Source organism: Peribacillus sp. NPDC097197 (assembly GCF_050278025.1).
In the GTDB taxonomy this organism is placed as follows: Bacteria; Bacillota; Bacilli; order Bacillales; family DSM-1321; genus Peribacillus.
Genome location: NZ_JBNNST010000007.1, coordinates 95,499 through 118,682, shown reverse-complemented (window position 1 = coordinate 118,682; position 23,184 = coordinate 95,499). Strand labels below are relative to the sequence as shown.

23 protein-coding genes and 1 pseudogene are annotated in these 23,184 nt (G+C 41.2%); 7 read left to right on the top strand and 17 right to left on the bottom strand.

What is annotated here, in order from left to right:
• The first annotated feature begins 300 nt into the window (after positions 1–300).
• Positions 301–1,029 carry a FadR/GntR family transcriptional regulator gene (locus tag ACQKL6_RS11400; protein ID WP_427651114.1) on the top strand — a complete coding sequence of 243 codons (729 nt, stop codon included), beginning with the start codon at positions 301–303 and terminating at the stop codon, positions 1,027–1,029.
• Between the two features lie 85 nt (positions 1,030–1,114).
• Here ACQKL6_RS11400 and ACQKL6_RS11395 read toward each other — a convergent pair whose 3' ends face one another.
• The 6 genes from ACQKL6_RS11395 to ACQKL6_RS11370 form a co-directional block, all read right to left on the bottom strand.
• Positions 1,115–2,467, bottom strand: coding sequence for an LLM class flavin-dependent oxidoreductase (locus ACQKL6_RS11395; RefSeq protein ID WP_427651113.1), 1,353 nt, complete (start codon positions 2,465–2,467; stop codon positions 1,115–1,117).
• Positions 2,468–2,503: 36 nt separating this feature from the next.
• Positions 2,504–3,862, bottom strand: coding sequence for an LLM class flavin-dependent oxidoreductase (locus ACQKL6_RS11390; protein ID WP_427651112.1), 1,359 nt, complete (start codon positions 3,860–3,862; stop codon positions 2,504–2,506).
• A 23-nt stretch (positions 3,863–3,885) separates the two neighbouring features.
• Positions 3,886–4,707 carry an ABC transporter permease gene (locus ACQKL6_RS11385; RefSeq protein WP_427651111.1) on the bottom strand — a complete coding sequence of 274 codons (822 nt, stop codon included), beginning with the start codon at positions 4,705–4,707 and terminating at the stop codon, positions 3,886–3,888.
• 26 nt (positions 4,708–4,733) lie between these two features.
• Positions 4,734–5,540: an ABC transporter ATP-binding protein gene (locus tag ACQKL6_RS11380; RefSeq protein ID WP_402874284.1), complete on the bottom strand. Its 807-nt coding sequence runs from the start codon at positions 5,538–5,540 to the stop codon at positions 4,734–4,736.
• Between the two features lie 13 nt (positions 5,541–5,553).
• Positions 5,554–6,585 (bottom strand): ABC transporter substrate-binding protein, encoded by a 1,032-nt coding sequence (locus tag ACQKL6_RS11375; RefSeq protein ID WP_402873989.1) that lies wholly within the window; start codon positions 6,583–6,585, stop codon positions 5,554–5,556.
• Between the two features lie 449 nt (positions 6,586–7,034).
• Complete coding sequence (locus tag ACQKL6_RS11370) at positions 7,035–7,385, bottom strand: n-acetylglutamate synthase (protein WP_403124774.1); 351 nt, start codon at positions 7,383–7,385, stop codon at positions 7,035–7,037.
• Between the two features lie 192 nt (positions 7,386–7,577).
• On the opposite strand from ACQKL6_RS11370, the gene ACQKL6_RS11365 reads away from it, so the two are divergent.
• Together ACQKL6_RS11365 and ACQKL6_RS11360 are read left to right on the top strand one after the other, a co-directional pair.
• On the top strand, positions 7,578–7,742 hold the full coding sequence (locus tag ACQKL6_RS11365) for a hypothetical protein (RefSeq protein ID WP_402873984.1): 165 nt from the start codon (positions 7,578–7,580) through the stop codon (positions 7,740–7,742).
• A 72-nt stretch (positions 7,743–7,814) separates the two neighbouring features.
• On the top strand, positions 7,815–8,177 hold the full coding sequence (locus ACQKL6_RS11360) for a hypothetical protein (protein WP_403124777.1): 363 nt from the start codon (positions 7,815–7,817) through the stop codon (positions 8,175–8,177).
• Between the two features lie 113 nt (positions 8,178–8,290).
• Here the strand turns inward: ACQKL6_RS11360 and ACQKL6_RS11355 are convergent, their stop codons facing one another.
• The 7 genes from ACQKL6_RS11355 to ACQKL6_RS11325 form a co-directional block, all read right to left on the bottom strand.
• Complete coding sequence (locus ACQKL6_RS11355; RefSeq protein ID WP_427651110.1) at positions 8,291–8,776, bottom strand: hypothetical protein; 486 nt, start codon at positions 8,774–8,776, stop codon at positions 8,291–8,293.
• A gap of 353 nt (positions 8,777–9,129) precedes the next feature.
• On the bottom strand, positions 9,130–10,362 hold the full coding sequence (locus ACQKL6_RS11350; RefSeq protein ID WP_427651109.1) for an MFS transporter: 1,233 nt from the start codon (positions 10,360–10,362) through the stop codon (positions 9,130–9,132).
• 4 nt (positions 10,363–10,366) lie between these two features.
• Positions 10,367–11,104, bottom strand: a complete 738-nt coding sequence (locus ACQKL6_RS11345) for an alpha/beta fold hydrolase (protein ID WP_427651160.1) — start codon at positions 11,102–11,104, stop codon at positions 10,367–10,369.
• A gap of 447 nt (positions 11,105–11,551) precedes the next feature.
• Positions 11,552–12,664, bottom strand: coding sequence for a GerAB/ArcD/ProY family transporter (locus ACQKL6_RS11340; protein ID WP_427651108.1), 1,113 nt, complete (start codon positions 12,662–12,664; stop codon positions 11,552–11,554).
• Positions 12,665–12,689: 25 nt separating this feature from the next.
• A complete protein-coding gene (locus ACQKL6_RS11335; RefSeq protein ID WP_427651107.1) occupies positions 12,690–13,874 on the bottom strand; it encodes a Ger(x)C family spore germination protein in 1,185 nt (394 codons plus the stop codon).
• 16 nt (positions 13,875–13,890) lie between these two features.
• Positions 13,891–15,519 carry a spore germination protein gene (locus tag ACQKL6_RS11330; RefSeq protein ID WP_402957212.1) on the bottom strand — a complete coding sequence of 543 codons (1,629 nt, stop codon included), beginning with the start codon at positions 15,517–15,519 and terminating at the stop codon, positions 13,891–13,893.
• Positions 15,520–15,737: 218 nt separating this feature from the next.
• On the bottom strand, positions 15,738–16,496 hold the full coding sequence (locus ACQKL6_RS11325) for an SDR family oxidoreductase (protein WP_427651106.1): 759 nt from the start codon (positions 16,494–16,496) through the stop codon (positions 15,738–15,740).
• Between the two features lie 150 nt (positions 16,497–16,646).
• Here ACQKL6_RS11325 and ACQKL6_RS11320 point away from each other — a divergent pair, with 150 nt between their 5' ends.
• Positions 16,647–17,207, top strand: a complete 561-nt coding sequence (locus tag ACQKL6_RS11320; RefSeq protein WP_402873959.1) for a TetR/AcrR family transcriptional regulator — start codon at positions 16,647–16,649, stop codon at positions 17,205–17,207.
• 119 nt (positions 17,208–17,326) lie between these two features.
• On the opposite strand, the gene ACQKL6_RS11315 is transcribed toward ACQKL6_RS11320, so the two are convergent.
• Both ACQKL6_RS11315 and ACQKL6_RS11310 read right to left on the bottom strand, forming a co-directional pair.
• Positions 17,327–18,427 (bottom strand): metallophosphoesterase, encoded by a 1,101-nt coding sequence (locus tag ACQKL6_RS11315; protein WP_427651105.1) that lies wholly within the window; start codon positions 18,425–18,427, stop codon positions 17,327–17,329.
• Between the two features lie 304 nt (positions 18,428–18,731).
• Positions 18,732–18,890 (bottom strand): winged helix-turn-helix transcriptional regulator, encoded by a 159-nt coding sequence (locus tag ACQKL6_RS11310; protein WP_402987417.1) that lies wholly within the window; start codon positions 18,888–18,890, stop codon positions 18,732–18,734.
• Here ACQKL6_RS11310 and ACQKL6_RS11305 point away from each other — a divergent pair.
• Together ACQKL6_RS11305 and ACQKL6_RS11300 are read left to right on the top strand one after the other, a co-directional pair.
• Positions 18,845–19,105 (top strand): annotated as a pseudogene (locus tag ACQKL6_RS11305) (hypothetical protein); the annotation flags it as partial. The gene ACQKL6_RS11310 and the pseudogene ACQKL6_RS11305 sit on opposite strands and share 46 nt — an antisense overlap.
• A gap of 223 nt (positions 19,106–19,328) precedes the next feature.
• On the top strand, positions 19,329–19,745 hold the full coding sequence (locus tag ACQKL6_RS11300) for a hypothetical protein (protein ID WP_427651104.1): 417 nt from the start codon (positions 19,329–19,331) through the stop codon (positions 19,743–19,745).
• 139 nt (positions 19,746–19,884) lie between these two features.
• On the opposite strand, the gene ACQKL6_RS11295 is transcribed toward ACQKL6_RS11300, so the two are convergent.
• Together ACQKL6_RS11295 and ACQKL6_RS11290 are read right to left on the bottom strand one after the other, a co-directional pair.
• On the bottom strand, positions 19,885–21,474 hold the full coding sequence (locus tag ACQKL6_RS11295; protein WP_427651103.1) for a DUF4179 domain-containing protein: 1,590 nt from the start codon (positions 21,472–21,474) through the stop codon (positions 19,885–19,887).
• Entirely contained in the window at positions 21,464–22,063 is a 600-nt protein-coding gene (locus ACQKL6_RS11290) for an RNA polymerase sigma factor (protein WP_427651102.1), read from the bottom strand. Before ACQKL6_RS11290 ends, ACQKL6_RS11295 begins: the two co-directional genes overlap by 11 nt.
• Positions 22,064–22,141: 78 nt before the next feature.
• On the opposite strand from ACQKL6_RS11290, the gene ACQKL6_RS11285 reads away from it, so the two are divergent.
• Positions 22,142–22,693: a GNAT family N-acetyltransferase gene (locus ACQKL6_RS11285; RefSeq protein ID WP_403080370.1), complete on the top strand. Its 552-nt coding sequence runs from the start codon at positions 22,142–22,144 to the stop codon at positions 22,691–22,693.
• The last annotated feature ends 491 nt before the right edge of the window (positions 22,694–23,184 follow it).

Sequence of the window (23,184 nt, the reverse complement as noted above, 5' to 3'; positions counted from 1 at the left end):
TTATTAGAAAATTCAATAAAATCCAATAACATAATCTTACCACCTTCACTCCAATTGTAAATAACCTTTAATTGTAAAATGTTTTTACATTTAAAGGTTATTTACAATACTATTGATTTGCGTTGAAAAACACATTAATATCAAATTATATCAATTTATGTAAAAATATAGTAATATTTTATTAAGCTCCACAGTAAACAAAATTAACTTACTAAATACAGTTGAACTCATTTATAAACGCTTAATCTATAATCAATTTAGTTGTTTTGTCCGTAAAAAATCCATCGAGGTGATTGGACGTTGATCCATACAAAGAAACTATTAAGTCTATCCGAACAAATAGCAGAGCAAATTAAAGATTCCTTAATCAATAAAGACTTAAAGCCTGGGGATAAACTGCCTGGGGAAAAAGAACTTGCCAATGAATTTCAAGTGAGTAGGCCTACAGTTCGGGATGCCATTAAAATATTGTCGTCTTCTAAATTAGTCATAACAAAACCGGGAGCTAAGGGGGGACACTTCATTACGGAGTTTGACCCTGATTCATTCGTAAGTGACTTTAGCGATTACATAACTCTTTCCCTCAGTTTAAAGGGGATTACGTTAGAGGAAGTAATCGAAATGAGAAAAATGATAGAGATCAAAGCATGTGGAATTGCTGCAGCAATGCGTACAGATGAAGATCTTATTAGGTTAAAGAGTTTAATTCCAAAAATAGATTCCGTTAATGATTCGCACTACTTTAGAGATGACTTTAAATTTCATAGGGCTATAGCAAAAGCCACAAAAAACCGACTCATAATGATTAATATTGAAGCGATTTCAGAAGCGATTATTCCATACTTTCAGTCAACTGATTGTTCCAGTGAATTAAAAGAGGACCTTAACAAGGAACTGCACGGCATATACAAAGCCATAGAACAGAAGGATCCAAAAGCTGCAGAGGAAAAAATGAAAGAACATCTGAATCATTTCATAAACTTCATTCCTCAATTTGAAAGCGCCAGTAAGGAATTCCGTACATCTTGAGGCGATATATCGGTTGAATTTTAATGGTAAAGAAGTGCATGGAAAGAAAAACAAAAAACCGGGCAGAATCGCCCGGCCTTACTGGTTACACGGTTTCTATAATCTTGTTGACCAACGTGTTGGTTGGCCGATTCAGTCCTAAGTTTCCGCGTAAGGTATCTTCTGTGTATTCGGTACGGAATATGCCACGTTTTTGCAATTCAGGGATGACATGATCGACGAAGTCTTCAAGGCCGCCCGGTAAATAAGGAGGCATGATGTTGAATCCGTCCGCCGCTCCATTTTCGAACCATTCTTGCAATTGATCTGCGATTTGTTCCGGTGTTCCTTTGATTTCACGATGCCCTCTGGCGCCGGCTGTTCGTTGATATAGCTGGCGTATGGTCAGGTTTTCACGTTCAGCCAGATCCTTCAATAATGTAAAACGGCTTTTACCTCCATTGATTTGTTCTAGTTCCGGCAGGTCTGGCAGTGGTCCATCAACGGGATACCCACTTAAATCCACACTGATCATCGCCGACAAAAGTGCAACGCCAGCTTCCTCTGGGATAAGTTCCTCAAATACTTGTTTTTTCTCATTCGCTTCTTCTTCTGTTGCCCCAATGATGGGGAAGACACCCGGCATGATTTTCAGTTCCTCAGGGGAACGGCCATATTTCGCCATCCTTCCTTTCACATCCGCATAGAATGCTTGAGCTTCTTCGATTGTTTGCCACGCTGTGAAAATCACTTCCGCCGTTCGTGCCGCCAGCTCTTTTCCAGCTTCGGATGATCCCGCTTGAACCACGACGGGATGGCCTTGGACCGGACGGGAAATATTCAAGGGTCCTTCTACGGAGAACCATTCACCCTTATGATTGATGGCATGGATTTTCGAGCCATCGGCAAATTGCGCGGATTCCTTATCCATGATCAACGCCTCATCTTCCCAGCTATCCCAAAGCTTTTCTACAACGTCCACAAATTCCTCGGCCCGTTCATAACGCCTTTCATGTAAAAGATGATGGTCCGAGTTAAAGTTCTTTGCTTCGGCATCCGTATTGGAAGTGACGACGTTCCACCCTGCACGACCATTGCTTAAGTGGTCGAGCGATGCAAACTTACGGGCTACATGATAGGGTTCGTTGTACGTCGTGGACACCGTGCCGACTAGCCCGATTTTTTCCGTTACCGCTGAAAGTGCTGATAACAAGGTGAACGGTTCAAAACTAATTCCCGCTCTTTGGACGTTTTTAGCACCGTTATGTTGAAGTGCATTGACATCCGCCACAAACAGCATATCGAATTTGCCGCGCTCTGCTGTTTGGGCCAGTCTTTTTAGAAAATCAAAATTCAATATATTATGAGTTTCAGCCTCGGGATGGCGCCAACCGGCCACGTGGTGTCCAGGAATCATGAAAAAAGCGCCTAATTTCATTTCTTTTTTATTCGTACTCATCTAATCTCCTTCTTTCTACTGTTTTATTTTCAACACTTATATATGAGCGCCCGCCACTTTTTCAAGGAGGGTGTTTTTCGGACGTTGTAATCCCAAATTTCCACACAATGTGCTGCCTGAATACTCCGTTTTGTATATGTTCCGCCTTTGCAATTCAGGAATGACTTGATCGACAAAATCATCTAACCCGCCCGGTAAATAGGGAGGCATGACATTAAATCCGTCTGCCGCTCCATTTTCAAACCATTCTTGAAGTTGATCAGCAATTTGTATTGGTGTCCCTTTAATTTCACGATGCCCGCGAGCACCTGCAATATGTTGATATAGCTGACGGATTGTATACCCTTCACGGTTCGCCACATCCTTCAATAACTGAAAGCGGCTTTTTGTTCCATTGACTTCTTCTAAATCAGGAAGTTCAGGCAAGGGACCATCCAATGGGTAACCACTCAAATCGACATTGACCATCTTCGATAAAAGAGACACACCGGCTCCTTCTGGAATCAGATCGACCAATGCTTGTTTCTTCTCATTTGCTTCCTCTTCCGTATTCCCGATGACGGGAAATACTCCAGGCATGATTTTCAGTTCCTCAGGGGCACGACCATATTTCGCCATCCGCCCTTTTACATCCGCATAGAATGCTTGTGCTTCCTCTAATGTTTGCCAAGCAGTGAAAATCACTTCGGCCGTTCGCGCCGCCAGTTCTTTTCCGGCTTCGGAAGATCCGGCTTGAACTACAACCGGATGACCTTGAACAGGACGGGAAATATTCAGTGGTCCTGCAACGGAGAACCATTCCCCTTTATGATTGACGGCATGGATCTTTGAACCATCCGCAAATTGCGCCGATTCCTTATCCATGACCAGCGCCTCATCTTCCCAGCTATCCCAAAGCTTTTGAGCGACATTCACAAACTCTTCAGCACGCTCATACCGCTTTTCATGAAGGGGATGTGCGTCGAGATTAAAGTTACGAGCTTCTGAATCAGAGCCTGATGTGACAACATTCCATCCTGCTCGCCCATTGCTCAGATGGTCCAAAGAAGCAAACTTACGGGCGACATGGTAAGGTTCGTTATACGTCGTCGATACGGTACCAACCAGCCCGATGTTTTTCGTTACCGCTGAAAGCGCCGATAACAAGGTAAATGGTTCAAAGCGTGTATTTACGGTTTGCCCTAATACTTGTTCATCCTGCGTGTTGAGTGATACATGATCGGCAAGGAACAGTAAATCGAATTTTCCGCGCTCTGCAGTTTGGGCCAGCTTTTTTATAAAATCAAAGTTCATGATATCCCTTACCTCTGCTTCTGGATGACGCCAAGCTGCCACGTGATGACCTGGAATCATGAAGAAGGCACCTAACTTCATTTCTCGTTTATTATTCGTCATCAAACCACCCCTTCTACCTTCGATTATTGATTGACTTTCCAAGCCGAGAATCGTTTTTCCAGAGATACTAAAACATAATTCAATAACAATCCAAGCAAAGAAATCGTTATGATCCCGGCGTACATTTCAGCGATTTGGAAATTCATCTGCGCATAATTGATCAAGTAACCTAAGCCTTCTTTGGCTCCTACCATTTCAGCTGCAATTAACACGAGAATCGATGCCGTTCCCGCCATCCGTATTCCGGTAAAAATAGTCGGAATAGAGGCCGGCAAAATAACCTTATAGAATAGTTTCTGAGAGGATAATCCCATTGATTTAGCTGACTTGATGAGCAACGGATCGACATTTTGAACGGCGTTGATGGTATTTAAAAGAATCGGAAACGTACAAGCGAACAGGACAATCGCTATTTTGGACACTTCCCCAATCCCAAGCAATAGGATAAAAACAGGCAATAAGGCCAACGCGGCTGTATTGCGGAATAACTCCAATACTGGGTTCAAAAAATCTTTGGCCAAAGGAAACCAGCCGATGATCAGACCTAAAGGTATCGCAATCAATAGGGCCAACCCAAACCCAATGAACGAACGGAAGAAGCTTGCCTTGAAATGGGCGAATAATTCTCCTGATGTCACCAATCCCCACCATCCTGCAACCACTGCCGAGAAAGGGGGGAAGAATACGGAATCCACCAATCCAATTCGCGGTGCAATCTCCCAAATGGCTAGTAACAGGAAGATCACGGCTGTCTGCTTCACAAGTTTTTGAAGCCAGGTAAACGATAAATGGATAGGCCGCTTTCTTTCAATAGGTACAGCAATAGCTTTTTCTAAACTGGACATCTATAAACCACTCCTTTTTTTATGAATTAAATGGAAGCCGCTTGATAGACCTTTTCATGAAGAAGGCTCCATATATGATGTCGTGCTTTTACAAAGTCTTCATGTGATCGAATGTCCACTTCGTTCAAACGTGAATCCAAGGGGATATCCACCATGTACTTGACCGTTCCTGGATTTGTGGACATTACTGCGACTCGCTGCCCTAAGTACACAGCTTCATCGATGCCATGCGTGATGAAGATGATCGTTTTCTTGGTCTTCTCCCAAATCCGTACCAATTCACTCTGCAAGGTTTCCCGCGTCTGCGCATCCAATGCGGCAAACGGCTCATCCATCAGTAGCACATCCGGATTATAAGCTAGACTCCTAGCGATGGCGACGCGCTGCTTCATCCCACCTGACAATTCATGAGGAAAACGATCTTCAAACCCCTCCAACCCGACCAAAGATAAGTAATATTGCGTCCGTTCATGTCGTTCTTTCTTCGGAACTCCCTTAGCTTCGAGACCAAAATCAACATTGCCTCGCGCTGTCTTCCAAGGAAACAAAGCATATTGCTGAAACACGATTCCGCGGTCCAATCCAGGTCCCGTAATTTCCTTTCCATCAAGGAGGATACGGCCTGAAGTCGGTTTCGTTAAACCACCGAGCAGATCCAACAACGTGGATTTCCCGCACCCACTTGGACCGACCAGCGTTAAAAATTCACCATCTTTCACGGAGAAGTTCAAATCCCTTACCGCCGTGAACTCCTTCTTCGAGCCTTTTCCCTTTTCGGTATCCCGTACAGTAAACACCTTTGTCACTTGATCAAATCGAATTTTATCCGCCATATCCACACCCCATTCATTTAGTTTCAAGCTCTTTCGTATATGGATTATATTCATTCGTATATAAGTCATCCAACTTCACTTGGCCCTTTTTGATTTCCCCGTTGGCTTCTAGCCAATCCGCCCATACTTGGAATTCGGATTCTTTTATATAGCCACCTTTTGCGGCTACGCCCGGACTTTTCCAATATTGAACCGTTTCCGAATCTTCTTTTCTACCTCGTTTCTCTATGATCGATTCAAAGCGGGCAATCACTTCTTCACGAGGTGTTGTACGTGACCATTCAATCGCTTTTGCAGTTGCTTCCACAAATTTTTTCACGGTATTCGGGTTTTCCTTTATGAACTTATCCGTAAAGACATAACTTCCTGCCGTAAAGGTTCCAAATAGATCATAATCACTAAATAATTTACTGATGCCTCCATTATCCAGTGCCCTGTCACGTGCCGCTCCATTTAAAGCCACGACATCGATTTGCTTTTGGCGTAATGTTTGTTCACCATTCCCCGTTGGCACCACCACTAACGTAACCTGTTTGATTTCATCATCCGTGAGGCCATTTTTCTTTAAATATTCCTTTAGAACCAATTCAAGATGGGCTCCAAGCGTATTTACCCCGACTTTTTTACCGATTAAATCACGTGCATCTTTTATCGGGCTGCCTTCTAATGTATAAAAGCCGACGAAGGTGTCTTCATCACTCCCATAATAACCAATGACCGATTTAATGGGGGCGCCGCTTGATTTCAATTTGATGATGGCTCCATTAAAGGCACCACCGAAATCCGTTTGACCCGTCGCGGCCGTTTGAATATCCTGAGGTCCGCCATTCACATTTCCCACCCAATCTAACTTAATCGGATCTAAATAACCTAAATCCTCCGCCAGTTCTGGATAGAGTACCGATCCAGCATATCCCTGATACTTCAGTTCCACTTTTTCATAGCCATCCTGGTTTTTCTCCACTGCTTTCCCTGAAGAACAACCAACTATCACAAGTAATGCACCAATCCATACTAAAAATAAGGCCTGTCGAGTCATTTTCATTTTTTACTCTCCTTTATTTACGGGGCTCTTAAACACAAAAGACCCTCGATTAATTTTCCAATTAAACGAAGGCCTCCAGAAGTCTAGTCAGCCACACTATTCAATTATGATTCAGGGACCACATGAACATCCCTTTGAAGATTCTTCCCATTAGAGCTCCTTGCATTGGATCAATATGTATATATCTGAAACGCAAATCCCCCCTTTCTTAAACAAAAGAGGCCCCCATTTTCACCATGTGGTGAACGTAGGGGCCTCCGGTTAACCAGTAAGCCAATTCATTTAATTCCAATAAAGTTTATAGGTTTAATATATTTACTTTTTCAAAAAATGTCAATCATTTTCTGAAAGTTCTTTCTTTTTACCCATATTTTATGTAAAGATAATTCGCTATTTAATTTAGATTAGATAGGATACAGAATGGTGCAGCATTCATTCACCAACAGGAATCACTGTGGGCAGGTCACTTCTTCAACAATCGATTCCCCCTCACTCTGATCACGATCTGACCACTTCCACTTTTCCTGCAATCGGATTCTCCCATCAGATAGGAACTCAGGTGTGGAAAAGCATTGCCCGCCTCTGATCTCCTGCTGAACATTTACATGGTTATACCTAAACTGGATGCAGCCATTTTCCTGTACAATCCCGATCATGGTCCCTTTTAGGATGTATCCTCCGCTATAGGTGGCAAAAAGAATATTCCCTTCTTGATGATAGTCAAAAATGGTTTTTGAAGAAACCTCTCCGTTTGCTGTATTATCAGTCGATGCAAAAGTACGTCCATCGTAATTAATCATAGATAAAGGCTCCTTTTTGTTTGTCCTCTTGACCTGTGTACTGCCAGACCCAAATAATTTTTGCTCTCCTAATCAACCAATATTTATATGGATATAAAATTGTTTAATCAACGTTCATTTCCTTACAAGCCCATCTATCCCCTCTAGCATTGTGTTAAAATTTGGTTATATAGACTAGAAAGAGGTTTTAAAATGAATAAAATGATGTTTTACTTTTGGATAGTGGGTATCGCCATTATTGCTTTTTTTACAGGGGAAATTGCTACGGTCATGATGCTCTACTTAATCTTGATTGCTCTACATGCCATCCATTCAACACTTAAAGATTTTTATGATGATTGGAAAAGTAAGCAGTAAATGATGTTCGAATGTTTGATTTCTTAGAAAGGAAGAAATGCTTGTACAATAATTATAACCAGAGGTGAAGATATGAGGAAAATAGTAGTTGGCTTCTTAATAGTTTGTCTATATTGTTTCCCATTTGTCTATTTTTCGATGTACCAAGACTTTAATAACCGTTCCATGCTTGGCTATTTATTAATGATTGTAACAACTTCGATTCTTGCCTTTTTCGGCAAATTATATAGTAACTCAATCCCTATTATTTCGGGTAATACAGTATCTGCAATCATATCGTTTTATTTTATCAGTGAAATGGCAGGAAACGAACATTGGGGTGGCTATTTTAAACCACTTACTCCATATCAATTACTTATATTTGTTGCTCTTGTGAATTTAATTCCTCAATTTTTCACTATGAAGTTAGCAAATATATATAAGAATAAAGCTTAACTAGTTGGATGGGTAACTTTTTTAAAGTTACTCATTTCTTGAAAATATCAAACTATCTCATACATAGCCAAGATTAAAAAATTGGCGGAATGTAAGCGACCCCGATTTCCCATTCACTCTTCACCCTCAAAGTTCAAATAGGTTACGTCTTCTTTTTTAACCACCGTAAATACTTCGTTATCCTTTGCATATAATACGGTATCGCCATAACTATACTCTCCGTGATTAAAGGAAATGCCGAATTTATTATTGCTTGGGTAGCCATATATGTAACAAACGACTTCCCCCTCTTTCATGAACACGATTTGATTCATGCCCTCGTTGACCGTTTCCTTAATTCTATCCCACTTATATCCGACCGTCTCATACACATCTTCTTTTGTATAATACGCGGGAAATGAATAGACTTTATCCCATTCAAATGGAGTAAACTCCGTCAAATTCACAGGTTCGTCCGGTATCTCCATCGTCAGGATCTTATCTTCGAGCAGCTTTGCATTCGTATCCCAAATCTCCTTTTTAAATGGATTCGCCCATATGAAGACAATGAGAATCGTCAAGAACACCGAAGCTATCATATACCTTTTCTTAATATTCACATCAAATTCCCTCCATCTCTTGTCTTTTGACTCTTGTAAAACTTCCTGTCAATTCTTCTCGAGATATTGAATTTTTATAATATAATAATTACAAAGGAGTTGACTGATATGGAACTACATTTGCCTAAACGCATCCATAAGTTTTATTGGTCTTTGTTCCCTATAATACTTGTAATAATTAGCTATCATAATATCTTTAACAATTGGGAACTCCCACTCTATGGCTTCAATGAGCTTGAAGATTTTGGAAGACTCTTATTTGTATGTGGTTTAAGTATATGTGAAAGTGCGTTATTGACAGTATTTCTTTGGTGGGGCATAAAAATTTTGAAGAAGATTTTCCTATCCTAGAGTCATAGATTCCCCGTCATTATTTCTTCCTTTTCTTCAAAATATTGTGCTTTGGAAGGGGTGAATATGGTCAGACAAAGGGCCCCGGCCAGTACAATTCCTAATAGGCAAAAGCCGATACAAACCATTTGCAACGAAAACCAGTCGGCCATTAACCCGAGTAACAACGTCAAAACAATTTGTACGATGCCTTGAACCATTTCTGCCATGCTGCCAAATCTCCCCATAATCGCAACCGGTACATTATTTTGGAAAAATGTGGCGTATCCCGCGTTCGCAAATGACATCACAAAGCCTAAAAACACGAAAGCTGACGTCGCCGTTATTAAGTCCACGGATGCATAAAATAACAGGTATCCGATTGTTGACAGGAACAATCCCCCTCCTACAAAGTATCGAAGTGGCAGTTTCTTGGAAACCGCAGCCGCAACGGCCGCACCTCCCAATGCCCCAGCACCCGTGAGACTTGTAATGAAGCCATATTCCTTATCCGTCAATTCCAAGTGCTGTTTAATGAAGGTGACTTCTTGTGAATCCAAGGCATAACCGATGAGCACGGCCCCTTGAAACAAGATGTATACCGTTATGAAGAACTTGGCTCCCTTCGTGAATTCCCTGACCGCTTTCCAATCGCTCAGGAGCGTTTTCAAGGAAACGGGGGCTCTTTCCGCTTTTCCTAAATCTTCGTCCATATCCGGAAGAAGGTAGATGAAAAAAGCACAAACGAAGAACGTTATGGCATTGATCACAATACATAAATCGGTCCCTACCGACATCATGAGGATTCCTGAAATGGCGGGTCCCAATAAGAACGCACCTGAACTGGTCAAACTCATGATGGAGTTAAAACGTTTTCGCTGTTCAAGAGGAACGAGCTTCGTTATGTAGACCGATGAACTTGGGCCAAAAAAGGCGCCCACAATATTGATTAATAGTAGCACCGCATAGATAGACCATAATGACCCGATAAAAGGAATCAAGAATATCAAGATCCCTCTTACGACATCAATGGACATCATCAACCGGCGTTTATTGACCCGATCAATGACACTCCCCGACCAGGTATTCGTGATCAATGTCGCTAATGGCCTGATCATATACAGTCCAGCCACCGCTGCCGCTGAACCGGTCAAGTTCAAGATGGAAACATTAAGGGCAATTAAGTAAATCCAGTTTCCTAGATACGAAACCCCTATTCCTGATAGTAATAGAATGGGGTTCTTCCAACTCTTCATTCACTCACCCCTTTACTATCGAAGAATTGTTATCCAGTGACTCTATAAAAGTATGTAGTGTTCGTGAATATAATTCGGGCTGGTCTCTGTGCACCAAATGTCCCGCGAATGGAATGATAGAAACGTGGATATCCGAATTCAATTGCTTATAGGTTACAGCCGCTGAAATTTCGTTTTTCTCTGCTTCGCCGACCATACACAAAGCCGGAACAGGAAGGTGGGAAACATCACCCGTTTCGGCGAACGGATAAAAATCATCTCCTTGAAAAGAGCGGAGTAACGCTTTCCAGTCATTGTTTCCATGCATTCCATCTAAAATAGAAACCACTTCTTCATTTTCAAATAGTTGTTCGTGATGCTCTGCTTCTTGTTTCGAAAGCTCCTTCCAATTATCCGGCTCAATGGGGAAAATTCCGGAGAAGGTTAAGGATGACACTTGCTCGGGATATTTCTTAGCAAATAATAAAGCGGCTATGCCGCCAAGGGAAACTCCGGCAATATGGCACTTTTCAATCCGCAATGCCTTCAATGTGTCATGGATGTCGTCTGCGCAATGACTGAAATAATGATCAATCGGACCCTCCGATTGACCATGGCCCCTTAAATCAGGACGAATCACTTTGAAATTCCTCTCTGAAAAATAATCGCTTTGTTCTTCATACTCCGTTAATCCCGTCATACCGCCTGAATGAATCAATACAAGCGGGAACCCTTCTCCTGAAATACATGTATGTAAAATCATCCCCATCTCTCCAATCATTCTATAAGTTTTCATTTATTATACTATTAATCATACATATTTTTACATAATATTCAGATAAAAGGGGTTGGGTAGCAAACCCCTATAATCACGCCTCCCAAAGTCCTTAATCAATAAAGCCAAGAGTTTTGCGCTATGTTTTTTATATTTAATCTTTTGTTGTTCCTTGCTTCTTTTTACGGTTTCGATAAATGGCTAGAGTAGAAATGCAAACTATATAGATAATAAAAAGAAAGAAAAGAACCACTTCCTCTACCTCCATGACAAGAAAAGGATTAAACGTGTCTATAATGGAAGTGGGCACATCAAAGCCTATGAGCATATCTATTCCTAACGAAAACAAAATCAAGCATACAAATATCAAAATAGAGATTCCTAATACTTTCAAGCCTTAACACGCTCCCCATAGATTTTAGTCCCACCGATTTATCAGTTCACATTCATTCCTTCATCCTTCCCTTTCCTATTCTTGATAAAAGCAATGAGCAGAAGGAAAAGAGGAATAACCAACTGAAAGGGAAGATGGATATACAAAGGAGCAACCTCTAGTCCTTTATATACATGTTCTGAAAAGTTGCTGGCAATTAATATCGATAGTAGTAAGACGATGAACCCCATTGGATAAACCAATACAGAAGATTCTTTGATCTGGAACAAATTAGTGGTACCTTCCACAGATGCATAGAAAAAAACACCTAGCTTAAAGAAGCCTGCAAAAACGGAGGATAGCATAAAAGTAACATCCAATCTTTCTAAAAACCCAGCTAGCTCTATGGTCTGGATAGTAGAAAGAAGGGGAAACTGCGTGCGTGAAAGTAGACTCACACCGAGTACACTGATATTTATTGTCATGATCAGTGCCAGAATCACGCCACTTAACCCTAGTCCGTATAATCCTGTTTTCATCACCTTTTCGGGCTTGTTCAAAAAGGGAAAAATCATGGTGAATACAATAATTTCACCGAATGGAAAGTATAGAGTAGTAAAAGCGGTTTTTAGGACTGGCCTTAATCCTTCTTCCAATACAGGTTGCAAGTTAGAAATATGCATACTTCCAGAAATACTAATTAGTATGAAGCCGCTGATGCCGAGTAAAGCGATAATAATAAAAATCAATTCTCCAGTTCGGGCCAGGACCTCGATCCCTTTTCTAATTGTATACACGACGACTATGATCATCAGTGCATTCATAATAAATAATGGACTTTCTGGAAAGAAGACCGTGATCAAAAGTTCCCCAAAATCCCTCAGGACTCTAGCGGAAATATAAATAAAGTAAAGGATGTAAAAGAAAGCCAATATTTTCCCTACAAAGCTACCTAGTATTTTTTGCAGATATTCGGTCAAAGGAATATCTGGATAGTACGAAAAAAGAGCATAATATATCAAAAATAAGCATAACCCGCCTGACAGTCCAATTAGTATAGCCAGCCAAGCATTCTGTTTCGCTTCAACCGCGAGGGGGACCAATATCGCACTGCCAAGTTCAAACAAGACAATAAGCACGAACAGCTGATGTGTACTGATCTTTGCCTTTTCCAATAAAATTCACATCCCATCTTAGACTTTACATATCTGAAAGATACGAATTTTTTCTTAACCCACTCCGCCTGATAAAAGCTTCTACCTCAACCTTTACGGTCAATTTCGGGAAGTAAGCTTCATTCCACTCACTTTTCATACCTTCCCATTGCTTTGGGTCGGACCGATGAACCACTTCGCCAAATCCGAAAATATCCGTTTTATTTAGTTGAGTCTTCTTAACTGTCTTTTCTAGCTCCTTTTTGATTTCTTTTCTCACTACTTTTTCCAATTCCAAAATTATAGAAGGATCATTTAGATTGATGGGTGTCCTTACTTCGCGAATATCTCCTTCCGCCCGGATTCGTACCGTAATGACAGGGAGGTCCTTCTTCGTGTCAGCAGTGACTTTAACTTTTTGACGGATAACATTATAGACAAGGCTATTTTTATTCCCTCTCCAATCCAGTTCAACATCGGTTTCTTTAATTCTGTCCAGTATCCAAACAACACCTCGGGAGGTTTCGCCCTGATACCAATCAATTAACTTCCCGTCTCTAAAAATGGCTAGCCCGTGCGCTTCCAGTGTTGTATCGAGCTCCGACTTTTGAACATTCGTCATATCTTTGCCCTGTTTGACCTTCCCTTTCATTCGAAAGCCGCTGAGGACCGGTTCCCTTCCATCGGCAGTAAGTACAGAAATGAATTCCTGAATGGAAACCTCCAAATGCTCTCCTTTTGTTAATTCAGTAATTTTTAATGTGCCGTTCACTTTCTCTGCAGGAATTTTATCTATGGCCGTCAACGTTTTAAGCAAATCCCCCGCTTTTGTATCATGGGCAATCACAAGTTTTAATGTGGCTCTGATTTCTGGATCCCTTTCAAAAGCATCTAAAATGGTTGAAATTCCTTCTTCCTTTGCCAGTTCTTCACTGATGACTAGTAGATTTGCATGAGCATGATAGAGCCTACGAGAGACTTTCGATGTTGCGTTGAAATGAGCCTCCAGCGTACTATGCCCCTTAGCACTGTATACGGAAACAGCAGGACTTTGTCCGCCCCCACCGCCCTGGAGCCCTCCTGCTACGTTACCTGGATTGATTATTTGTATCGTCTTGGTATAGGTTCCATCATCATTCTTATCAATCGCCATAGCAGAAATGATGGCTAGGTCGTTTAACTCCTTCTGGTTCCAACACCCTGATAGGAAAATGGGGAATATCATCATCATATAAAGAAAAATCGATTTATGGTTCATTGCGACCACCTTTTCTTACGGTAGAATTCACCATGTTACGAGGTCCTGGGGGCTTAGGTTTCTGAGTTTCACCTTGTCCAGTATTAGTAGATTCGCTCATTAATCTTGGTTTCTTTTTGTAAGCCCAAAGTGGCCTACGGAAAATCGTATCTCCGACTTCATCCTTTATGAATGGGGCCAACGGAGACATATAAGGGACACCGAATGAGCGCAGGCTGCATAAGTGAACAATTAGGACGATAAAGGCAAGGGTGATTCCATAGAAACCGAATACCGCGGCACTTAACATGTATACAAATCTGATCATACGTGCAGATATAGCCACTTCATACGAAGGTGTTGCGAAGCTGGCAATGGCTGTTATTGAAACGACAATGACCATTGCCGGTGAGACTATGCCTGCCTGTACAGCTGCCTGCCCAATGACAAGCGCCCCTACGATAGAGATAGTCGAACCTATCGCTTTAGGCATGCGTAGGCCTGCTTCTCTTAAAATTTCAAAGGTTATTTCCATGATGAGCGCTTCGAGAAATGCCGGAAATGGGACCGATTCACGTTGTGCCGCAATGATTATGACCAACTTTGTTGGAAGCATCTCCTGATGGGAGGTGGTAGCAGCGATATAGACTGCTGGTCCTACAAGAGAAATAAAGAAGATGGCGATACGTAAAAAGCGAATCGCCGTAGAAATGTCAAACCGTTCATAATAATCTTCAACAGATTGAAAAAAATCATTAAATAAGGCGGGAACAAGCAATACGAAGGGCGTCCCATTAACAAATATGGCAATTTTCCCTTCAAGTAGATTACCTGCAATCTTATCTGGCCGGTCTGTATGGTTGATGGTCGGAAACGTCGTTTTTGTCTCATCTTCAATTAACTGTTCGATATATCCAGATTCAAGAATGCCATCGATGTTAATCCTTTTTAATCGGGTACGCACTTCTTCAATGATTTCCTTTTTTGCAATACCATTTATGTACAATAACGATACATCCGTTTTCGTTGTTTTACCTATCTTCATGGACTCACTCCACAAATCTGGAGTATTAATTATTCTACGAACCATTGCTATATTAGTCTCAATGGATTCCGTAAAGGACTCTTTTGAACCACGAATAGCAATACTTGTAGTCGATTCCTGAATGGAACGTCTCTCTCCACCCTGCGTGCTGGCACTGAGAGCTTCCCTTACCCCATCTATAAAAATGATGGTGTTGCCTGACATCAGGTCCGTGAATAAAGAATCCCAATCAACAACTTCTTTAATCTCTCCAAGAGCAATAACCTCTTCGCCAATAAACTGTAAAGCCTCTTTAGGAATGGACTTTTCGTGTAACACAGGATTATTAAGAATGGACTCTATTAAGAAATCATGTAAAGTTTGAGTGTCAATTAAACCTTTAATATATACAATGGCAATTTTCACCTTGAAATTTTTTTCAGATAATGATCGAATCACGATATCCGAACTGTTCCCCGTTTTCTTCTTCAAAACTTCAAGATTCGCTTTCAATGTCATCTCCAAATAGTCTTTTAATTTAGCACTAGAAGGATCTTGACCGTTATTCTTTTCATCATTTCCCGAATCAGGCTTTCCTTTTATAAATGAAAACATGGCACCGACCTTCCTTTTCTTTTCCTATTCTGTTCGTGAATGTACCCATTTATGCAAGGCTCTCCCCGGTAAGAAGGACAAACTTTTGTCTCCCGCTACCCATGGAAATTCAACCCTATTTACTATTTATGAAATAAAAAAGCACCTCAAAACCGCTAGGTTTTGAGGTGCTTTTAGGTATACCGTATCAAATTAAAATCTTCAATATAAGGTTTGGATTAATAAGTTGTCCAACCGCCATCAGCTGTAACGACTTGTCCATTGATGAAGCTAGCATCTTCGGATCCTAAGAAGATAGCCAATTTAGCAATTTCTTCTGCTTGGCCGACACGCGGGTTAAGGGCCATTCCCAACCCTTGACGAGCTACACCCACTTCAGAAACGCTAGTCATCGATGAAGTGATGTTCGTCAAGACAGCACCTGGTGCGATGCCATTGCAACGAATGTTTTTGTCAGCGAACATGAATGCCGTGTTTTTAGTTAAACCGACCACCGCATGTTTAGAAGCTGTGTAAGCTGCACCTGCTCGTCCGCCATGTAGGCCGCCCGCAGAAATATTATTCACGATGACTCCGTGCCCTTGCTCTAGGAATAGTTTTGTCGCGATGCGCATGGATTTCATGACAGCTGTCGTGTTTACGGCAAAGATCATATCCCAACGGTCATCTGAAATTTCGTTGACAGGCTCCATGCCGTCCATGATGCCAGCATTATTCACTAAAATATCCAGTTGTCCGTATGTTTTTAATGTTTCATCGAATAAGCGTTCTAGGTCAGCAGATTTTGTTACGTTCGTATCGATTGCAAATGCCGTTCCACCTTCAGCCACGATCGCTTCAGCAACAGCTTTTGCACCTTCTAAGTTCATATCCGAAACCACTACTTTCGCCCCTTCAGTTGCATAACCTTCCGCAATGGCTTTCCCCATACCTGACGCTGCACCTGTGACGATTGCTACTTTATCTTGTAATTTCATTAAATACTCCCCCTTACACACCATTTTATTGAACACTTGTTCAATAAAAATTATAATGAAAAGAATGAATATGTACAATCGACAAAAATGGTAGAATGTGTTCATAAATAGACAGATTTAGGATGATGTGTCCGTTAAAGGAGAAATACAATGAAAAAAGATTTACGGGTGATCAAAACAAAGAAGAATTTGCAAACGGCCTTATTGACCTTACTTGAAAAAAAACCACTGGAAAAGATCTCGATTGCGGAACTTTGCAGAGAAGCAAACGTGAACCGGGGGACATTTTATTTACATTTTCAGGATGTACCGGAGTTGTTTGAAATGTACTTTGAAGAAATCACGATTGATTTGAAGAAAGCCTATTATGAGCCCTTTCATTTAACAAACAATCATATTGCGAATTTAGAACCACATATGGTCCGTATCTTTCATCATGTAAAGACGTTCGATACCTTTTATTCCATTGTTTTCAACAGAAAGGCGCCACTGATGTATTACTATACGTTATTTGACATCATCCGCGTTTATTTAAAGGATTCCATCGAGGAAAACATCCTCCATCCAGATGACTTTCATTCGGATTATACGGCAAGTTATCAGGCCAACGCCATCTTGGGGATGGTCATCGAATGGGTATCCAGGGGATTCAAGGAAACGCCTGAATATTTAAGCGAACAATTACTTCGTATGAACAAGAATAATCGATAAATGGACGAATTACCTGTAACTTTACGAGATGATTTCACACAATAGAAAACCCAGTAACCATGAATTCAGTTACTGGGTTCCTTTTGCTAAAAACAAGATTGGTCGTTGCTGAAATTATCCTATTCGAACTGGATTTGAATCGAAACGACTTCGGAGCGTGTACCAATCCGGATAGGCGGACCCCAAAAACCAAAACCGGACGTTACAATCGAATGCATCTGTCCCTTTTGCAAGTAGCCCCGATCATTTTCATAAATGGCATCAGTAATGAGGTTGCCTGGGAAGACCTGCCCGCCATGGGTATGACCTGACAGCATCAAGTCAACGCCTGCCTGCTGTGCTTTATCAAGTTCATATGGTTGATGGTCCAGTAATATAGTAGGTCTTGTAAGGTTCACACCATTCATCAGTGAGTCTAATGGTCGCCTGTCGTGATCGATTCGGTCTTTGCGCCCGACGAGCGTGAATTGCCCTTGAACGTCTACGATCTCATCATAGAGGATAGTGATTCCGCCCTGTTCCAAAGCTTCGATTAGTTCCTTTATCGTACCATCATGCCTATCGTGATTTCCAAGCGATGCATAGACTCCGTACGGGGCATGGAGCTTGGATAATGTCTGATCGATTTTTTGATCAAGGAAAGGCTGAATATCATCATCGAAGAGATCGCCTGGCAACAGGATGATATCTGGTTGGAGCGCGTTCATTTCCTTAACCAAACGCTCCGCGTGATTTTTACCTGACAGCAGACCAAAGTGTGTATCTGCCGCCATCGCAATATGAAGGCTATCAAGAGTAGAGGAGCCTTTTTCCATCTTGATATCATAGTTGCGAACAACGGGGCTGTATGCGTTATATGTCCCGTATACTAGAAAAAAAACAACCAAGCCTATCGTGACGATGCCCGCCCATTTATGTGTTATGTGCCTTGGTAGCCGAGTTAGGCGCAAGAGGATTACCGTAATATGGGCAAGGGGAACGAGCAGTAACAGCAAATAAAAGCATGCCATCCAATAAGCACCCACAATATTTATGAAGGTGAGCCCAGACATGCGGCCGACAAAAAGCGAACTGGCTGCCAGCACGAGGACGAGGCTATAAAGTATCTTGAAACGCCGGCTTGATGATTCCGGGCGGAGCCAGCGATATCCCCGCCATCCGATATAATAGACAAGACCGCCATAAAGCAGCAAGGCGATGATCAGAATGAGGATGAGCATATGTATTCTCCTAACGTTTTATTTTTCAATCTCCTTTTTATACTTTTTTACCTCTGCAAATGAGCTACCGCTTACATTATAATTGTAAGAATCATACACCAAATGGCTATAAAATTCCTTTTAAATGTTTTTAACTAGATTGCGAGAAGCGTACGCTTGGTGAGATGAAATCTCATTATTAAAGATTCAAAGTAGAAAACCCATACCAATTGTCATGGGTTTTCTATAGTACTTATTTAGATGACCCTCAAGTTATAGTCAATCTTTGACTTCTTCAAGGTGTTTAAGATGATTAACTCCCCATTCATGCAAAAAACTTCATAACGGGCTCAAGCGTTTTACCATATTCAGTGAGTGAATACTCTACTTTCGGTGGGACTTGTGGGTACACAACCCTTTTGATTATATCTTGGTCCTCAAGCTTTAATATGGACAGCTTTAAAAGAAGCAGGATTAGGGGCATCTTTACAACATTATAATCCACTAATTCATGACGAAGTGAAAGGAGAATGGAATATACCAACCAACTGGAAATTAATTACCCAAATGCCGTTTGGTAATCCGATTTCTCTACCGGGTGAAAAGGTATTTAGGCTAGTGACTTACCCCTATGTCATAAATTATAAACAGGAAACAACAAATGATTATGAGTTTTTCAAAATCAACCAAGAACTTTAACACAGCCTATATTATTTATAAAATTTGAAGCGATCTTCAACTGGTTTAATTTTAAGCTAAAGCTGTGGTAGATACATAAAGGGTACCTCGCTTAAAGTAACGGGTTCTCTTTTTTGATAATCATTGATAAGTTTCGGTGGGAAATTTTGGAGATTTAATGTATGGTATTAGTATTCACCAAGCGAATGATAATTTAAAGTGGGAATGAAAGGGGATTAAAAGTATGTTACTAAAAAAAATTTTGAATTTTTACAATTTATTGTTGTCTTTAGGAGCTTTTTATATGGGTGTGTCAATGCTTTTAGGAAGAGGAGTTTTCGAAACATTCCCACCTGAGTGGATAGGTAAATTGCCATTTAATAGTTGGGCGAGCCTAGCTTCATTTGGAATGATTATTTTTGGAATGGGAAATGCCTTTGCTTCCATTTGGGGATTTATAAAGAAAGAAAAAATAATATTTATAATGACCTTAACTATGGGTGCTTTGCTTTTCTTCTGTACGATTATATCAACTAGGTTGGTGGGAGAATGGTACTTACCAACAGGACAATTTCTGATATTAAGCATCATCCAAACATTACTTGGATTAGTTGGCTTCGTTATTTCTTACTTCACTAACAGAGCTTTGGTCGAAGAATAAATCAATGTCTTTATTAAAGGTTTTTATGTGCTTTTTTAAATCAAACAATAACTTTAACATAGCTATAATATAAAAGGGAAATCTGTAAATATAAAAGTCTGATACGATTTGACAGCGTATCAGACTTTCACTTGCGACTTCACTCCAACGGAATCTCAATCACTTGGTCGTAAAAGGTCGTGATGGAATATCCCTCAATTTCTATCCCGATGGGGACAAAAGGTTCCTTGCCATCATCCGTTGATAGCTCGATTTGATGATTGGTCGAGAAGAATCTCGGTTGCTCCAATTCGTTCAAACGGTGAAAGTTCTCGCTTGCTTTATACGTATGCCCCTCTTTATCTCTGTAATAGCCATCCCTCCTATTACCTGATGATCCTTGCCCATCTTTATCATAAAAATGAAAATGAAGCGTTTCATATTTCCGTTTGGGTTTGAGTTCTTCGGTCATCACGACTTCAGTAGGCTTACCGACCTTTATCGAATCGATGGAAATCCCACTCCCCAAATATTCAAATGTTTGTGGGAGCTCTTTTGAAGGGTCAATCGCGAAACGGGCTGAATCCTCTACAAAGAATGAAGCAGGACCCATATGAACACGGATTTCCTTTGGTTGATTGAAATATAGGGATTCAAATGTTGCCTCCGTTGAATTCCAGCCAGCTGCGCTTCCTCCCCCACCACCGCTACCCATTATTGGATAAACAAATGTTCCGTCACTTTCGATACTGGCCATTTGAAGGTACTCCATGTTTTTCTCATCATTATCGTTCCGGTAGCGATAGGATAAGATTGTCGCCGTCGGGGCGATCGTCACTTTATCAAATATAACGGGATTGCCTTCGATCTTCGTTTCCTTTTTAATCGCATATACGAGGGCTGGATGCTTCTTCACAGGAATGTCAAAATGCCATTTCCCTTCAATGAACTCATTGCTTCCCCCAGGAATCCCTTCAGAACCTTCTCCTTCTGATGATTGATTTATCATTTTCTCAAGCTTAGTAAGCTCCAGTTGAATCGTTCCTTCCTCAGCGGACATCGGTAACGCGCCAAGTTCGCCTTTATACACATAATCCTTTTCCGAATAGAGGGCCGAACTACTATTGATGGGTGAAAACGTAGAATCATCTTCCTTGTCCCAATCTCGATCTTGATTAGCGATTTTCAGCCCTTCAGTGAAATTGATGCCATATTTGTTCTCCTTCTTTCTATCTTCCACTTCATAATAAATCAGCGTCTGGATGTCATCGGCCACCACATTCGTAATGGTCACCTTCACCCCATTACTTTCAGCCACAAGGTTCAACTTCTCTCCAAGCCCCTGCTCGATATAGCTTTCCACCTGCTCAGTTTGCTTGTTGGTTGAATCCTTCCACCAATCCATCACACTTCCAAAGCCATTCGTCGCTACCGCCGTCCCCATGAATACCAGTAAGAATAACGCGGCGGCCATCCCCATCATCACCCGAAGTCGATGGTTGGGTATAAACGTGCGCCTGCCTTTTTGCGTGGTGGAAACCCTAGCGCGAACCCCAGTCATGAAATCCTCCGGAACTACTATGCTATCGTTTCCTGACTCAAGGCCCGCAATCACCTGTTTCAACCCGTTCATTTCCTTTCGGCAGCCTTCACATTCCTGTATGTGTTCTTCCATCTCTATTGTTCTCATCTCATCTAGAACGCCTTCCAGATAATCCAGTAAATCGGCTTGTATATCTTTACACTTCATCTCCGTCACCGCCTTCGATTATTTTTCTCAGCATCAAAAGTCCTCTATATATTCTGGATTTAACGGTCCCGACCGGTAGTTTAAAAATGGTGGCGATTTCCTTTTGCGAATAGCCTTGAAAGTACCGTAACATGATCATTTCCCGATACTTTTCATCCAGGCGGTCCAGGTCATCCAACATTTCCAACTCATCCTGAAAGTGAGAAGCCGCCCCCATATCTTGTGAGAATTCCATTTCACTAGGCTTCCTTTTCCGATAAATGGCCCGGCACTCATTGATGAATATCGAAGTGACCCATGATTCAAACGATCGGTCTTCCTTCAACTGGCCGATCTTGGCATGCACCTTCATGATTGTATTGTGAAAAACATCCTCCACATCCTGATGGTTCTTCAGATACGACCACCCCAGTTTATAAAACTTTGATTGTCTAGTAGTAAACCAATCTATCACAGCGCTCATATCTTGTTTCTTAATTTTCTCCAATACCTTATTTTCCGAAATCGATGTGATCACAAATGCTAGTCTCTCCTTTCCAATTTCCCCTTTTATAAGTAGAGCATCTAAATATGGATAAAGTTCCCTCATTCATAAATTTTTTTCAACCTTGCCTCCATTTTATAGTAAAATAGTTCAATAATAAGGAAATAAGTAGGAGGTAAAGAGATGTTTATACATAAGATTGATGAAGAAGTTTCTTTGAAGATGCTAGAAATGAAGGATGCCAAGAAAATTCTCCAGCTAACGGACCTATCAAGAAATTATTTACGAGAATGGCTGCCATGGTTGGATAGGACAACCAAGATTGAGGATACAATATCCTATATTCAACACTGCTTGAACGGGTTTGCTCATAATGCGAGCATGACAACGGTCATTTTATATCAGGGGGAAATTGCCGGTGTAGCCGGGTACAACCAGATTAATTGGGCAAACAAAACAGCCTATATCGGATATTGGCTGGGAGAAGAATTTCAAGGGAATGGAGTGATGACCAAAGTGGCCAAGGCATTGACCGACTATGCTTTCAACGAGTTGCACCTGAACAAGGTGGAAATCAGGGCGGCGGTCGCCAATAAAAAAAGCAGAAGCATTCCCGAACGATTGGGGTACGTAAATGAAGGCTGTATCAGACAAGCCGAATGGTTATATGACCATTATGTGGATCATATCGTGTATGGGATGTTGGCCGAAGAGTGGGAGAAGAAGAGGGTGTAAGTCACGTTATATCAGGAGGGGAAAATGGTGAATAGTACGAGTGAGAAACGACACATGAGGAAAATCAGGACTTTTATTTATCTGTCGATGGCCTTGCTTTTTTCGATGATTTTTATTTTGGTTAGTATGTTCCTTTTATATTTTCCTATGGTAAGTCTATTAGATTTTGCCTATTTCCCACCAAAACTCGCTCTTGGATCTTTCTTGGCAGCGCTTGTATTTTCTATTTTGGCCATAAAAAATCCCTTTGGTAAGATTTTGATAGCCGTGAACGTAGTTTTCGTGCTCTTCATGATTTTTCAGGGAGTATAGTGGAGAAAAGCCTTCAATCGGCTTTCTTCCACTTTCTTTAATGACCTGGAAAAACAGCTGGAAATGGGAGAAAGGAGTGTATTCCCGTTCTCAATAACGCATCACCCTTTAAACCCTTGTCATATAACAGGGGCAGACAGGGAATCGAAGCTTTTTTTTGTCGTCCCCTATATAGAAGG